General features: G+C 49.0%; 12 protein-coding genes and 1 riboswitch. Of the genes, 7 read left to right on the top strand and 5 right to left on the bottom strand.

Annotation, left to right across the window (positions count from 1 at the left end; genetic code table 11):
• Positions 1 to 6 precede the first annotated feature (6 nt).
• The gene (gene thiC, locus HGH92_RS10885; RefSeq protein WP_168870742.1) at positions 7 to 1,863 is read right to left on the bottom strand and encodes a phosphomethylpyrimidine synthase ThiC; all 1,857 of its coding nucleotides are present in this window, start codon (positions 1,861 to 1,863) and stop codon (positions 7 to 9) included.
• An 82-nt stretch (positions 1,864 to 1,945) separates the two neighbouring features.
• Positions 1,946 to 2,149: a sulfur carrier protein ThiS gene (thiS, locus tag HGH92_RS10880; RefSeq protein ID WP_168870741.1), complete on the bottom strand. Its 204-nt coding sequence runs from the start codon at positions 2,147 to 2,149 to the stop codon at positions 1,946 to 1,948.
• 50 nt (positions 2,150 to 2,199) lie between these two features.
• A riboswitch (TPP riboswitch) is annotated at positions 2,200 to 2,303 on the bottom strand.
• Between the two features lie 283 nt (positions 2,304 to 2,586).
• Between thiS and HGH92_RS10875 the strand changes: the two genes are divergently transcribed.
• On the top strand, positions 2,587 to 3,066 hold the full coding sequence (locus HGH92_RS10875; protein WP_168870740.1) for a lipocalin family protein: 480 nt from the start codon (positions 2,587 to 2,589) through the stop codon (positions 3,064 to 3,066).
• A gap of 8 nt (positions 3,067 to 3,074) precedes the next feature.
• Here HGH92_RS10875 and HGH92_RS10870 read toward each other — a convergent pair whose 3' ends face one another.
• The 3 genes from HGH92_RS10870 to dnaN all read right to left on the bottom strand — a co-directional run bounded on the left by HGH92_RS10870 (position 3,075) and on the right by dnaN (position 5,652).
• Positions 3,075 to 3,326, bottom strand: a complete 252-nt coding sequence (locus HGH92_RS10870) for a hypothetical protein (RefSeq protein ID WP_168870739.1) — start codon at positions 3,324 to 3,326, stop codon at positions 3,075 to 3,077.
• 36 nt (positions 3,327 to 3,362) lie between these two features.
• Positions 3,363 to 4,205: a sterol desaturase family protein gene (locus HGH92_RS10865; protein WP_168870738.1), complete on the bottom strand. Its 843-nt coding sequence runs from the start codon at positions 4,203 to 4,205 to the stop codon at positions 3,363 to 3,365.
• A gap of 328 nt (positions 4,206 to 4,533) precedes the next feature.
• Entirely contained in the window at positions 4,534 to 5,652 is a 1,119-nt protein-coding gene (dnaN, locus tag HGH92_RS10860) for a DNA polymerase III subunit beta (RefSeq protein ID WP_168870737.1), read from the bottom strand.
• A gap of 384 nt (positions 5,653 to 6,036) precedes the next feature.
• Between dnaN and HGH92_RS10855 the strand changes: the two genes are divergently transcribed.
• The 6 genes from HGH92_RS10855 to HGH92_RS10830 all read left to right on the top strand — a co-directional run bounded on the left by HGH92_RS10855 (position 6,037) and on the right by HGH92_RS10830 (position 14,816).
• Positions 6,037 to 7,296, top strand: coding sequence for a pyridoxal phosphate-dependent aminotransferase (locus HGH92_RS10855; protein ID WP_168870736.1), 1,260 nt, complete (start codon positions 6,037 to 6,039; stop codon positions 7,294 to 7,296).
• A gap of 577 nt (positions 7,297 to 7,873) precedes the next feature.
• Positions 7,874 to 8,479, top strand: a complete 606-nt coding sequence (locus tag HGH92_RS10850) for a TetR/AcrR family transcriptional regulator (RefSeq protein ID WP_168870735.1) — start codon at positions 7,874 to 7,876, stop codon at positions 8,477 to 8,479.
• A gap of 12 nt (positions 8,480 to 8,491) precedes the next feature.
• On the top strand, positions 8,492 to 9,106 hold the full coding sequence (locus HGH92_RS10845) for a TetR/AcrR family transcriptional regulator (RefSeq protein WP_168870734.1): 615 nt from the start codon (positions 8,492 to 8,494) through the stop codon (positions 9,104 to 9,106).
• 10 nt (positions 9,107 to 9,116) lie between these two features.
• Positions 9,117 to 10,475, top strand: a complete 1,359-nt coding sequence (locus tag HGH92_RS10840) for a TolC family protein (protein ID WP_168870733.1) — start codon at positions 9,117 to 9,119, stop codon at positions 10,473 to 10,475.
• A gap of 66 nt (positions 10,476 to 10,541) precedes the next feature.
• Positions 10,542 to 11,612 (top strand): efflux RND transporter periplasmic adaptor subunit, encoded by a 1,071-nt coding sequence (locus HGH92_RS10835; RefSeq protein WP_168870732.1) that lies wholly within the window; start codon positions 10,542 to 10,544, stop codon positions 11,610 to 11,612.
• A gap of 21 nt (positions 11,613 to 11,633) precedes the next feature.
• Positions 11,634 to 14,816, top strand: a complete 3,183-nt coding sequence (locus HGH92_RS10830; RefSeq protein WP_168870731.1) for an efflux RND transporter permease subunit — start codon at positions 11,634 to 11,636, stop codon at positions 14,814 to 14,816.
• The last annotated feature ends 77 nt before the right edge of the window (positions 14,817 to 14,893 follow it).

Raw genomic sequence — 14,893 nt, 5'->3', positions numbered from 1 at the left:
CTGGTTTTATTGATAGATTTCGCCTCCCTGTTCAGCGAAGGACCGGGCTTTTTCCTGCATGCCTGTTTCTAGTGCGGTGGCATCGTCCAGCCCTTCCCTGGCGGCGAAATCCCTTACTTCCTGCGTGATTTTCATGGAACAGAAGTTAGGGCCGCACATAGAGCAGAAGTGGGCGATTTTAGCGCCTTCCGCCGGCAGTGTTTCATCATGGTATGCGCGGGCGGTCTCCGGATCGAGGGAGAGGTTGAACTGGTCTTCCCAGCGGAATTCAAACCGCGCCTTGCTGAGGGCGTTGTCGCGGTGTTGTGCGCCAGGGTGGCCTTTAGCAAGATCGGCGGCGTGGGCGGCGATTTTGTAGGTGATCACGCCCTGCCGTACGTCTTCTTTGTTAGGCAGTCCGAGGTGTTCTTTCGGCGTAACGTAGCAAAGCATAGCGGTGCCGAACCAGCCGATCATGGCCGCGCCGATACCGGAAGTGATGTGATCGTAACCGGGCGCGATGTCGGTGGTGAGGGGGCCCAGGGTATAGAAAGGCGCTTCGTGACAGTGTTCGAGCTGCTTGTCCATGTTTTCTTTGATCAGGTGCATGGGCACGTGGCCGGGTCCTTCAATCATCACCTGTACATGATGTTTCCAGGCTATTTTGGTGAGTTCGCCCAGTGTTTCCAATTCTGCGAACTGTGCCGCGTCGTTGGCGTCGGCGATGCTGCCGGGACGGAGGCCGTCGCCGAGGGAGAAGGAAACGTCATACGCCTTCATGATTTCGCAGATATCTTCGAAATGGGTATAGAGGAAGTTTTCCTTGTGATGGGCCAGGCACCATTTGGCCATGATGGAGCCGCCGCGGGAAACGATGCCGGTTGTTCGTTTAGCCGTTAACGGTATATAGCGCAGCAATACGCCGGCGTGGATGGTGAAGTAGTCAACTCCTTGTTCGGCCTGTTCAATCAGTGTGTCGCGGAAAATTTCCCAGGTGAGGTCTTCTGCTTTGCCGTTTACTTTTTCGAGTGCCTGGTAGATGGGTACGGTACCGATGGGCACGGGTGAGTTGCGGATAATCCATTCTCTGGTTTCATGGATGTTTTTGCCGGTGCTGAGGTCCATGATGGTGTCTGCGCCCCAGCGGCAGGACCATACGGCTTTTTCCACTTCTTCTTCGATGCTGGAGGTAACAGCGGAGTTGCCGATGTTGGCATTGATTTTCACGAGGAAATTGCGGCCGATGATCATGGGCTCACTTTCCGGGTGGTTGATATTGGCTGGTATGATAGCGCGTCCGGCGGCTATTTCCTGGCGTACGAATTCGGGCGTGATCTGTTTTTTAGGAATGTTGGCGCCCATGCTGTTGCCCGGATGCTGGTGCCAGAGCGGGCTGTTTTCCTGGTAGTATTTTTCTGCGTATTGATTTTCGCGGATGGCGATATATTCCATTTCCGGCGTGATGATTCCCTGTTGTGCATAGTAGAGCTGGGTCACATTCCGGCCGGGCAGTGCGCGCAATGGTTGGGCGGTGATGCTCATGCCTGGCATGTTGTCGCCTGTTTGTTGCAGCTGCCGTACATAAGGGCTGGTATACTGCGGTAGTTGTTCCACGTCTCCCCTGCCGGTGATCCAGGATTCACGCAGCCTGGGCAGGCCGCGGGTAACGTCTATGTCGATGGACGGGTCGGTATATGGGCCGCTGGTGTCATATACCACTACCGGTTCATTGGGCACGGCATCGCCTTTGCGGCCGTGAATACGGGTGTCTGTCAGTGTTATTTGCCGCATGGCGACTTTTACAGGATGGATAGTCCCGCTGACATATATTTTTTCTGAGGCGGGAAAGGGCGTGCGGCTGATGGCCACGGGTTGTTTTTGCATGAGAAAGGATTTTGTGGACATGAGAATATCGTTCCGTTATGCATATATAACGGTAATGGTTAAACGAAATAAGGAAACCGAACTATCCGCCCTGAGTGGCGCGGATGATCGTGATACTGTCTGACGGCTGCAATGGCTGGTCATTCCACGAGTTTCGCGGGACCACCTGGTCGTTGACCGCAACAGCAATACCTTTTTGGGCGGAGAGTTGAATAAACTGTAAGAGCGCAGCAATGGTTATTCCTTGCTGCACCGCATAAAGTTTATTGTTTACAAGCACTTCCATGCGTGTTGGAATTTAAGTGAAACAATAAACTTTAAGGATGTGGAAGATGAGAAAGTTCAGTTACTTTTCCCTACGGCAGTATGAGCTGCTTCAGGTACTGAGGGTATCATCTCAGCTTATCCCGGGTACGGGATAAACACCCCTAAAGTGAGGGATAAAAGTAAGAAAAAAATAATAATTGCAGGAGGATAATTTTCCGGGCGACGGATGGCTGTGGCAATCATACCCCAAAAAAGAATCCGGATAAATAGCTTTTAATAACGTAAACGGTTATACGAAATATGTGGGTGTTGAGCGATATCCGATATGATTTAGTATGTATGACTGGCCGTGATAAGCTAACGATGTTGAAAAGAATAAGGAGGAGCGCACAGCCTGATTGACGGTGGGGTTAAAAAATATCTTTCGCATATACCGGTAATTCGTAATTTAGTTTCATGTTAATAAAACAGTTACCGTCACTATTGCCATTATTATTGTTATTGGTAGCGTGTAAGTCAAAGAAAGCACCTGTGCCGGAAGAGGCAGCGCACGACAGCAGCCTGGTAGTGGTTACAGACAGCAGCAATGCCGGCGTTACCGACAGCATCGCTGCTGTAACTGATACGCTGCGGGTGGACACAGCTAAGCTCATAGGGAAATGGATACAGCCTGTAGCAGGGCTGGACAAGGAGATGCAGGGGTTTCAGCTGCGCAGGAACGGTACTGCAAAGTCTATCAACATGTATACGCTGGTATATGAAAAATGGGCGTTGAACAATGACACGCTGTTTTTATGGAGCCATTCGGAAGGCGTAAAGGATACGGCTGCCGTTATAGACACCACCATTATCAGGGAGCTGTCCGACACATCACTGGTGCTGTTTCCGTTGAAGGCAGCGGAGGGGTATACAGACCGGTATCGCCGGAGCCGCTAGTCATGTCTTTAGTTATACATTTGCCAGAGTCCTACCAGGCAGGCTACTACAGCCATAAAGATGCCGGCAGCGGCCAGCTGCATATCATCAATATTTTTTCTGCCGATATACAGGGATACGAGGCCTACTATACCTGCTGCTGCGCCGGAGGCGACGGCATAGGTGGGCGTTTTGGTGGCAAAAGCAAATGCTGCTGAGAGGACGCCGATGACCAATGCTGCAATGCAGGCTGTTTTTGTGAGTGCTGTTGAGTGTTGCATATGTTCGGATTTAATAAACAGGTAAAAGAATACAGTCTACAGGTTACTGCTCACTCCACTTATCTTATCATTGTTGGCTACGGTGGATTGTTCCCAGGGTACTTTCAGGAGCGGCCCTACTTCCTGGTAACGGTTGTCCCGGTATTCGTCCAGCCCGTATCGGATGGAGGTGGTATCCGGGATAAAAATGAAGGTGCCGAAAATGCGGTCCCATATCGAGAAGATATTGGCGTAATTGGAGTCTGTTTCCGGCTGATAATGGCTGTGGTGCACCTTATGCATGTCAGGGGAAACGATAATCCAGCTGAGGGCGTTATCAAGCCCTTTAGGCAGTCTGATGTTGGCGTGGTTAAACTGTGACATAAATGCAGAGAGTGACTGGTAAAACATGACCATCCAGAACGGCACGCCCATGGAGAGAATGGCCAGTAGAAGCGCACCCACGCGGAAGAGGCTTTCCACCGGGTGATGGCGTAACGCAGTGGTGGCGTCTATTTGTGTATCGATGTGGTGTATTTTATGGAACTGCCACATCCACCCTATTTTATGTTGCACCAGGTGAATGAGGTAGGCACCTATCAGGTCCAGCATCAGGATGGCCAGCAGGGTATGCAGCCACAGGGGCAGGTGCAGCCAGTATAAGAGCCCGAAGCGGGCGTTGCTGGTCCATTGTGAAGCCTTTACGATCAGGAACGCAAATCCGGTATTCACGATCACGGTGGTGAGGGTGAAAAACAGGTTGGTACCGGCATGCCGGTATTTGCTGCCGCGGAAGGTGAAACGGGGAAAGAACCCTTCGATGATCCACAACAACAGTAAACCGCCTACCAGGATAGCGGTACGGTAATAAGACGGAATATTTTCAAAAAACGTTACCATAACTGGTAATAAGATATATCCGGGAAATGTGTGTTCTCTGCTTTCTGAAATTATCAAGGTTTTCCGGCCAGGCCAACAATATCAAACGGGTGGATAGGTGGGGTATAATAAATTAAATCAGTGATTGTCTCTGTATTCCTATAAGCTGTTTTTCCTGTTTACCCCGGTTAAAAATTACGACTTTTTGGGGAATAAATAAGCGCTCTTTTCCGCCACTGGCAAAGAAAAAAGCAACCTCTTTGGAAGAGATTGCTTTATATATAAACTTTTAGCTATAAGCATATGGCTTTTAGTGTAGCCGTTCACTTTAGCGGCTGAAAAGCGGGTATTAGTTGTTCAGCATGAGCGGCATTACCAGCATCAGCAGGTCTTCATTTTCCTCTTTTTCGGAAGGTTTGAGGATACCGGCTTTGGTGGCAGTGGCCAGTTCGATGGTCACTTCATCACCTTCAGCAGCATTCAGCATTTCGATGAGGAATTTGGCATTGAAGGCGATCTGCATATCGTCGCCGGTGTACTGACAGCTCATACGTTCGTTGCCTTCAAAGGAGAAGTCAACATCCTGTGCGGAGAGCTGCAGTTCGCTGCCGGTAATATTCAGTGCTACCTGGTTGGTGCTTTTGTTAGCGAACACGCCTACACGTTTCAGGGCGTTCTGGAAATCGCTTTTTACCACGGTGAGGCGGTAAGGGTTGTCTTTAGGGATCACCACTTTATAGTCCGGGAAACGGGCATCGATGAGGCGGCAGATCATCTGTGCGCCTTCGTGCTGTACGAAGAAGTGGTTCTGGCTGTAAGAAACCTTGATTTCAGAATCGTTGTCCGGCAGTGCGGATTTCAGCAGGTTCAGCGGTTTTTTAGGCACGATGAACGTGTCTGCCTGCGGGCACTTCGCATCTGTTCTTACATATTTCACCAGGCGGTGCGCATCTGTAGCAACAAATGTGAGGCTTTCCGTGCCGAGCTCGAAGAAAACGCCGGTCATGGCCGGGCGGAGATCGTCGTTGCTAACGGCAAAGAGTGTTTTGTTGATCGCTGTTACCAGTGCTGTAGATCTCATCGTAAAAGACGTGGTGTCGTCAGCAGCCGGCTCTTTGGGGAAGTTTTCCGGATTTTCTCCCATTACCTTGTACTTGCCATTGTCTGAAGTGATTTCCACGGCGTAGGAATTCAGGTCAATGTGAAAAGTCAGCGGCTGGTCAGGCAGATTTTTCAGGGAGTCCATCAAAATCTTGGCCGGGATACAGATCCGTCCGTTCTCTTTGGCTTCCACCTCCAGCTTCACCCGCATAACGGTTTCAAGATCAGTTGCAACTACGGTCAGCTCATTTTTATCAATCAGGAACAGGAAATCCTCCAGTATGGGTAATACTGTGTTGGAATTGATAACACCGCTGATCTGTTGTAATTGTTTTAATAAAGTAGAGGAAGAAACAATAAATTTCATGGTCTATATTAGTTTGCTTGTCATTCTTAGTTGCCGGGGAGTTGTGCCCTCCTGCCTGTCTGTTCACATGGCACCCCTGATAAAAGGTGTAAATGTACTGTAAACAAAGATAGAAAGTTTTGTTATTCCCCTGAATTTCATCACATCTTATACACTAAATATAAGCGGTTTTACACAGGCTGCGCCGAAAGAAAATCACATTTAAAAATAATATAATGCTATATAAAAAGCAGAAATGCGGCACCTGGTTTAGATAAAAACCAACAATGGGCGATGGTTATTGATGATTGTAAAAAGAATATCGCTTTTCTTTTAAATTATCTTCAAATCGGTTACTTTTGCCGCGCTGAAAAAATATTCTACAACCACAAAAAATAGCAGGTTATGAAACTGTCTCATTTAGCCGAAACATTGATTGGATCAGAAATCATCAAGTTAGCAGCTGAAGTCAAGGAGAAACAGGCCAAGGGCGAGAAGATCTACAACTTCACCATCGGCGATTTTGACCCGAAGGTGTTCCCTATCCCGGTTGAATTTGAACAGGAAATCATAACTGCCTATAAGGAACACCTGACCAACTATCCGCCGGCTGATGGTATCGCCGACCTGAGAAAAGCGGTAGGTGATTTTATAGCAGAGCGTGAGGGACTGACCTACGATCCGGCCAAAGAAATTGTGATCTCCTGCGGCGGCCGCCCCATCATTTATGCTACTTTCCGCACGATCGTTGACCGTGGCGAGAAAATCGTATACGCTACGCCCTCCTGGAACAACAACCACTATACCCACTTCCTGGAAGCAGAACACGTAGTGCTGGAAACCAAAGCGGAAAACGACTTCATGCCTACCGCAGCCGAATTGAAACCGCTGCTGAAAGGCGCTACCCTCCTGGCCCTGTGCTCTCCACAGAACCCTACCGGTACCGCCTTCCACAAACAACAGCTGGAAGAGATCTGCGACCTGGTGATCGCTGAGAACAAAAGCAGGGGTGCCAACGAAAAGCCGCTCTACATCATGTTTGACCAGATGTACTGGGTGCTCACCTTCGGCGAAACACATCACTACAATCCCGTTCAGCTGCGTCCTGAACTGAAAGAATACACCATCTTCATCGACGGTATGAGTAAGGCTTTTGCCGCTACCGGCGTAAGAGTAGGCTGGGCCCTCGGCCCTGCCCACGTGATCGGCAAAATGAAAGCGATCCTCTCTCACGTTGGCGCCTGGAGCCCCATGGCAGAACAAAAAGCCGCTGCCCGCTATCTCGTACAGAAAGAAAATGTGGATAAATACCTCCAGCACTTTAAAGGCGAAATCGAAGAAAGACTGGTGAAAATCTATGAAGGCTTCGATAGCCTGAAAAAAGCCGGTCACCCTGTAGAAGCGATCGCTCCACAGGCAGCCATCTACCTCACCGTAAAACTGGACCTGGTAGGTAAAACCACAGCCGACGGCACCGCATTGCAAGACCAGGCCGCCGTTACCTCCTACATCCTCAATGAAGCGAAACTGGCCCTGGTGCCTTTCTACGCTTTCGGCGCCGCTAAAAACTCACCCTGGTACCGCCTCAGCGTAGGCACCTGCGTGAAACAGGAAATCCCTGAAATGTTCGAAAAACTGAAAGCAGCACTGGAAAAACTGAAATAGGATGATTTGATCATTTAGCTATTTTATTTAATTTATATGCCTTGTGGGGCCGGCCGGAATGGTTGGCCCCATTTTTTTCCCAGGGCTGAAGCCCTGGGCCACATTGTGTTTTGGGCTGTTTGGGCAGTGATGATATTGAGTATATTAGGTGTTGGCCTCGAAAACTTCAACAGGCCTCCGGGTTTTCTCCGTACCCGGGAGATGGGAGCAAAAGACAGGCATCGCCCGAAGGGCAAATACCGGTTATGTGGATAAGTTAGATCGGATAAAAAGTGCCCCCTTTCCCAGAGGTTAATAGTGGATAGCTAAAGTTGAGGATGATATCCACCTTTGACCCCTGATTTTTTACATGATAATTTTATTGTTGTGAAAATCTGCCGTAATCCTTACTGGTAGATGTTTTTATTGCCAATTTTCTTCCTCCGGGCTGAATAGATCAGCAGTGTCCAGACTATTAAAGTTGACTTTTTGACTTTTGTCATCGAAAAGTTAAATGCCTGTTAAAACAACCAATGTCCCTTCTATATTGAAAAAACTTCCTAATTTTGACCTTGAAACTAAAAAAGTCAAAAAGTTAATGCATACAGAGAATAAAGACGAAATGAGGGATAAGATCCTTGAGGCGGCTCTGAAGCGTTTTACTCATTATGGCGCAGGTAAGACCACGATGAATGAGATCGCAGATGATCTTCATTGCTCCAAGGCATCCCTGTATTATTATTTTCCGGACAAAAAAGCCATGCACCTGGCCGTGCTGGAGAAAATAGCCGAGCTCTATTTTGCAGAGATGCATAAAGTGGCCACTAACATCACGTCAGCCGCGAAAGCGCTGCATGACATCATCGATGTGAAGAAGGGTTTCATCAGTAAGTTCTGCCGGCTGGAGATCTTTAAAATACAAAAAGACGGCCCTACTGTTTTCCAGGAAGGTGTGAAAAAGGCCAAACAGATTGAAATAGCGTTGACAACACAGGTGATCAAAGCGGGTGTTGCTTCCGGGGAGTTTAACGTAGACAGTCCTGAACAGACAGCAGATTTGTTGGTGCAGTCCCTTGTTGGGCTGCGGTTTTCCGTGCCCGACCACTTTTCCAACGACGAAGAGCTGGACGAAGAAACATTTGAACTGGTTATAGAGAAACAGAAACTGTTAGTGGATTTTTTCATTAACGCGATGAAAGCATAAAGAGAAAAGATCATGGTAGCGAGGGAAAGAATCAAGGAGGTGGCGCTAAAACTGTTCAGAACATACGGCGTGAAAGGAGTGACGATGTTTGATATTGCCCGTGACTGCGGGATGTCCAAGAAAACAGTGTATGAACATTTTTCCGATAAACAATCGCTGATCGACGAAGGCATGCAACAGCTGCTGGACACGCACAGCACATTTTTTAAGGAAACACACGCCAACGCGGAAAATGCTATCGACGAACTGGTGCGCAGCATGAAGTATATTACCAATATGGCCAGATCGTTTAACCCGGTCATGTTGTTTGAACTACAAAAATATCATCCGGACACCTGGAAAAATATTGAGAACTTCCAGCGGGACTGTATCCTGTACGGCATTACAGAAAATCTGAAAAGAGGCATGTCGGAAGGCCTGTACCGGCAAAACCTCGATCTGAACGTGATGGCCCGTATGCGCCAGCTGCAGCTGGACGCGGCCTTCGATCAGCTTCAGTACCCGCCGGACACATTCGATATGCCGGCTGTGATGGAACAAGTCACTGCACATTTTATACTGGGCATTGCCACTATCAAAGGCCATAAGCTGGTAAACCAGTATCTGCAAATCAAAGAAGAAGAATAACTATCAACGTATGAAGCGATTAAAGTTAACGCTTATCCTCTTAATGGGGATAGGGGGATTGCATGCCTACGCTCAGGCGCCACTGACACTGCAGGAAGCGCTGAAGTTTGCACTGAATAACAACCAGCAACTCTCCAGAACAAAAATGGAAGAGGAAATGGGAAAATTCAAAACACAGGAAGTACGCGCACAAGCCCTTCCGCAGATCACTGGTAATGCTAACTATACAGATAACCTGAAACTGCCGAAGTCACTTCTGCCTGGCACCGTTATCGGTAAACCAGACAGCTCCCTGACCATCGCCTTCGGTACCCAGTATACCGCCGCGGTAGGCGCAGAACTGAACCAGCAGATCTTTAACCAGGCTGTATTTACAGGCCTGAAAGCGGCTAAAGCCGGGGAAGAATATTATACCCTGCAAACGCAGAAATCCACCGAAGACGTAATCTATAACGTGTCCGGCCTTTATTACCAGCTGCTGGTATTACAGGAAAAAATCGTGACCGTGAACAGCAATATCGAAAAGCTTACCCAGCTGGTGAATGCTACCCAGTCACAATACGAAAACGGCCTCGCCAAAAAAATTGACCTGGACCGTATCAAGGTAAACCTGACCAACTACAAAACCCAGCTCACGCAACTGCTCAACAGCGCGTCTACTCAGGCCAACAACCTGAAACGGGTGATGGGCATGCCGATGCAGTCCAGCTTTACCATCCCGCGCGCTTCTCTCAAAGAGATTGAAACCAAAGCAGCCGGCGTATTGCAGTACGATGATATGAACCTGGAAAACAGAACAGAATTTAAGCTCGTACAGAAACAACAACAACTGCAGGAGTTCCAGAAAAAAGCCTACCTGGCAGAGTACTATCCTTCCCTGTCACTCTTCGGCCGCTATTCCTACAATGGGATGAGCCAGCAGTTCCTGTTCTCTAAAAATGATCCTGCCAACGCTACTTTCTGGTATGGCGCCGCGGCCGTAGGCCTGTCGCTGCACATCCCCATCTTTGATGGTTTCGGCCGCCGTGCGAAAGTGAGCCAGGCAAATGTGGCCCTGCGCCAGCTGGCCAAACAGAAAGAGGAAATATCACTCAGTCTGAACACAGACTACGAAAACGCCAAACTGCAGGTCCGCACTAACCTGTCTACTATCCACACCCAGAAGGAGAACGTAGACCTGGCCAACGAAGTGTATTATTCTACCCAGAATAACTACAAACTCGGTCTCGCCAGCCTGACAGACCTGCTCAACGCAGAAACATCCCTCACGGATGCGCAAAACAGCTACAACGAAGCACTGCTTCAATATAAAATGGCAGAACTGGATATCATCAAAAGCAAAGGTGTCCTGAAAGAACTGCTTAACTAAAACCAATACAACGAATAAAACGATAGACCGCAACTGTGGCGGATATAAACACACAAATTATTGCAGATGAAAAAGTTTATTATCTGGGGCTTGGTAACAGTAGGTGCAGTGGTGCTGATCATGTGGAAGCTTAACGCCAATAAAAAAGCCAATGAAGCTAAAACAGCGTTTGTAAAAGAAAGTAATAGCGGCGATGTGCCCGTACTGATACAACGGGTATCCACCAACGATTTCTCCCAGGGTTTCCTGGCCAATGGCAACTTCGCTCCTATCCGTGAACTGTCTTACCTCGCCGAAACCTCCGGCCGTATTACCCGTCTGCTGGTAGATGAAGGCAGCGTGGTAAAACAAGGCCAGGCCATCGCCTACATTGACGCTGAGATCGTAAACACAGACCTCTCTTCTGCAAAAGCCAACCTCGATCAGCTCAGGGTGGATAAAGAAAGATATGAAGCCGCTTTTAAAACCGGTGGCGTTACCCAGAAACAGGTAGATGATGTGAAACTGCAGTATGACATCGCTAAAACCAGATATGAAGCGTCCAGCCGTCGTGTCAGCGATACTTACGTGAAAGCGCCTATCTCCGGTGTTATCAACAAAAAATATGTGGAACAGGGCGCCTATCTCTCCCCCGGTAATAAAATGTTTGACATTGTGGACGTGTCCCGGCTGAAACTGGCCGTAGCCGTACCGGAAGCGCAGGTAGTCACCCTGAAGAAAGGACAGAAAGTAAAAGTGACTTCCAATGTGTTCCCCGAAGCCAGCTATGAAGGCACTATCACCTTCATCGCTGCGAAAGGCGACAACTCCCTCAACTACCCGGTTGAAATGGAAGTCGGCAACGTGGCAGGCAAAGAACTGAAAGCAGGCATGTACGGTACTGCCCACTTTGAAACGCCTACTGCAGCTAAAACCATATTCATTGCCCGCACGGCCTTCATCGGTGGTGTGAACAGCAACGAGGTATATGTGATGGAAGGTAAAGTGGCTAAAAAACGCAAAGTGACAGCCGGCCAGATCATCGGTGACCAGGTGGAAATACGGGGAGGCCTCAACGAAGGCGATACCGTGATCACCAGCGGACAGATCAACCTTACAGATGGTACACCAGTAGTAGTACAGGGTGGCAATAAATAAGCGTGAACCAATTCTTGCAACATGAAGATTACTGAAGTTTCCATAAAAAGGCCCACGATCGTGGTGGTGGTGTTCACCATCCTTACGCTGCTGGGCGTCATGAGTTATAAATCGCTGAACTATGAGCTGTTGCCCAAGTTCAGCTCCCCGATCGTCACCATTGCGACGGTATACCCCGGTGCTTCGCCCAATGAAGTGGAAAGTACCATCACTAAAAAGATAGAAGATGCGATCGCTTCCATGGAAAAAATCAAGAAGATCACTTCCAAATCTTCTGAGAGCCTTTCCGTGATCACCGTAGAGCTGAATAACGATGCGAATGTGGACATCGCGCTCCAGGATGCGCAACGTAAGGTAAACGCCATCCTGGCCGACCTTCCGGGCGATGCGAAACCACCATCCCTCAATAAGTTTTCGCTTGATGACCTGCCGATCATGACGTTGTCTGCCACCGCTAAAATGGATGATAAAAAGTTCTATGACCTGGTAGACAAGAAACTGCAACCACTGTTGTCCCGCCTGCCAGGCGTGGCGCAGGTTTCGCTGATCGGTGGCCAGGAACGTGAAATACAGGTAAACGTAATCCCCGACAAACTGCAGGCTTATAACATGTCTATCCTACAGGTACGCCAGGCGGTTACCAATGCCAACATGGACTTCCCTACCGGTAAGGTGAAAACAGCCAATGAACAGATCCTGATCCGTTTGGCCGGTAAATATAAAAACGTGGACCAGCTGCGTAACCTCGTACTGAAAACCACCGCCGAAGGCAGCCAGATCCGCCTGCAGGACGTGGCCGACGTACAGGACGCCCAAAAAGATGCAGAGCGTATCGCCCGGGTAGACGGTGTAAACGCGATTGCCCTCCAGGTACAGAAACAAACCGACGCCAACGCGGTAACGGTGAGTGAGGAAATGAAGAAGGCTATCGCACAGGTAGAGAAAGACTACGCGGCCAATGGCCTCAAGATACTGGTGGCCAACGACTCTTCCGACTTTACGCTGGAATCTGCCGACTCCGTGATACATGACCTGGTGCTGGCGGTAATCCTGGTGGCCGTGGTGATGCTGTTGTTCCTGCACAGTATTCGTAGTGCCATATTCGTTATGATCTCCATTCCGGCGTCTTTGATCGCTACGTTTATTGGCATGAAACTGATGGGCTTCTCCCTCAACCTCATGTCATTGCTGGGCCTGTCGCTGGTGGTAGGTATCCTGGTGGATGACGCCATTGTGGTGCTGGAGAATATTTACCGTCACATGGAGATGGGCAAAAACCGTGTCCGTGCAGCATTTGATGGTGTGAAAGAGATAGGCTTCACCGTTACCTCCATTACCCTGGTAATTGTGGTGGTGTTCCTGCCGATCTCCCTGACCAACGAGCTGGTATCGAAGATCCTGCGTGAGTTCTGTGTGGTGGTGATGATCTCTACCATGCTCAGCTTGTTGTCTTCCTTTATGATCGTGCCGCTGCTGTCGTCCCGTTTTGGTAAGCTGGAACACATCACCGGAAAAAATATCTTCGAGAAATTCATCCTGTGGTTTGAAAAACAATTACATCGTTTTACCCTGTGGATGACCGGTATCCTCAGATGGGCGCTGGCACACAAGGCCATTACTCTGATAGCCTCCGTAGGCCTGCTGTTTGCTTCCTTTATGCTGATTGGTAAAGGATATATCGGTGGTGAGTTTATCCCGAAAGGCGACCGCGGTCAGTTCATCGTAATGCTGGAAATGCCCAAAGACGCTTCTGTACAGCAGTCTAACCAGGCTACCCGTACTGCGGAACAATATCTCAATAAAAAAGCGGAGGTGGAAAGGCTGATCACCACTGTAGGCCAGACCAGTGAAGACGGTTTTGGTACCTCCCAGTCCACCGCCTATAAATCAGAGATCACCGTGATCATGGTGCCGCTGGAAAAACGTACCGAAAGCTCTGATATCTATGCTGCCAAAGTGAAGAAAGAACTGAAGGCGCTCCTGCCCGGTGTGAAAGTGAAAACAACCGATGTGAGCATCATGGGTACGGCAGAAAGAGCGCCGGTAGAACTGGTGGTCATGGGCAGTGAGATGGACAGCGTGATGAGCTTCGCGAAAAAAGCCATGGACACGCTGAAAACCATCAGCGGTACCAGCGAGGTGAAACTGTCTGTGGAAGAAGGTAACCCGGAAATCAACGTGCAGGTGGACCGTGATAAGATGGCCGCGCTGGGCCTCACCCTCGATATGGTGGGTGGTACCATGCAAACCGCTTTCAGTGGTACGGCAGATGATTCTAAAGTGAAGTTCCGCCAGGGTGATTATGAATATGATATCAACATCCGTTTCGACGATTTCAATAAAAAGAACCTTCAGGACGTGGCCAACATTCAGGTAGTGAACGATAAAGGCCAGCTGATCAAGTTGTCGCAGTTTGCTACGGTGACAGAAGGCTCCGGCCCCAGCCACCTGGAAAGAAGGGATAAAAACACTTCCGTGTCTGTACAGTCACAGGTAATGGGACGCCCCTCCGGTACTGTAACACAGGAATTTGCCGCCAAACTGGCGAAAATGGAAAAACCAACCGGCATCAACTTCGTGTTTGGTGGCGATGCGGAAAACCAGGGCGACTCCTTCGGCACATTGGGCGCAGCTTTGCTGATCTCCATTGTGATGGTGTACCTGATCATGGTGGCGCTGTATGACAACTACATCTATCCGTTTGTGGTACTGTTCTCCATACCGCTGGCGATCATCGGTGCCTTGCTGGCACTGGCGCTGACCAACAATACGCTCAACATCTTTACCATCCTTGGTATGATCATGTTGATTGGTCTGGTGGCGAAGAATGCGATCATCCTGGTGGACTTTACCAACCAGATGAAAGAGCAGGGCCAAAGTACGTTTGACGCGCTGATACACGCCAACAACGCACGTTTGAGGCCTATCCTGATGACCACCATCGCGATGGTGATCGGTATGTTGCCGATTGCGTTGGCTACCGGTGGCGTGGCTTCTACCAAAAATGGTCTGGCGTGGGTTATTATCGGTGGCCTCATCAGCTCCATGTTCCTCACCCTGATCGTAGTGCCGGTGGTATACATGGTGGTAGATAAGGTCATGGCCAGATTCGGCATAGGCAAACTGTCTACCAAACGTTATATCAGACAACGGATGGTGGCTTCCTACGAAGAAGTGCCGTTAAGCGAAATTCACAATAACTAATTGAAGATATGTTACTAACAGTGTAACAGTTGTAGGTTTAGGTAATGGCCGGAGTACTCATACTCCGGCCTTCTTTT

This window comes from Chitinophaga varians, from assembly GCF_012641275.1.
Classification (GTDB): Bacteria; Bacteroidota; Bacteroidia; order Chitinophagales; family Chitinophagaceae; genus Chitinophaga; species Chitinophaga varians_A.
This window is presented reverse-complemented; position numbering and strand designations above follow the sequence as displayed.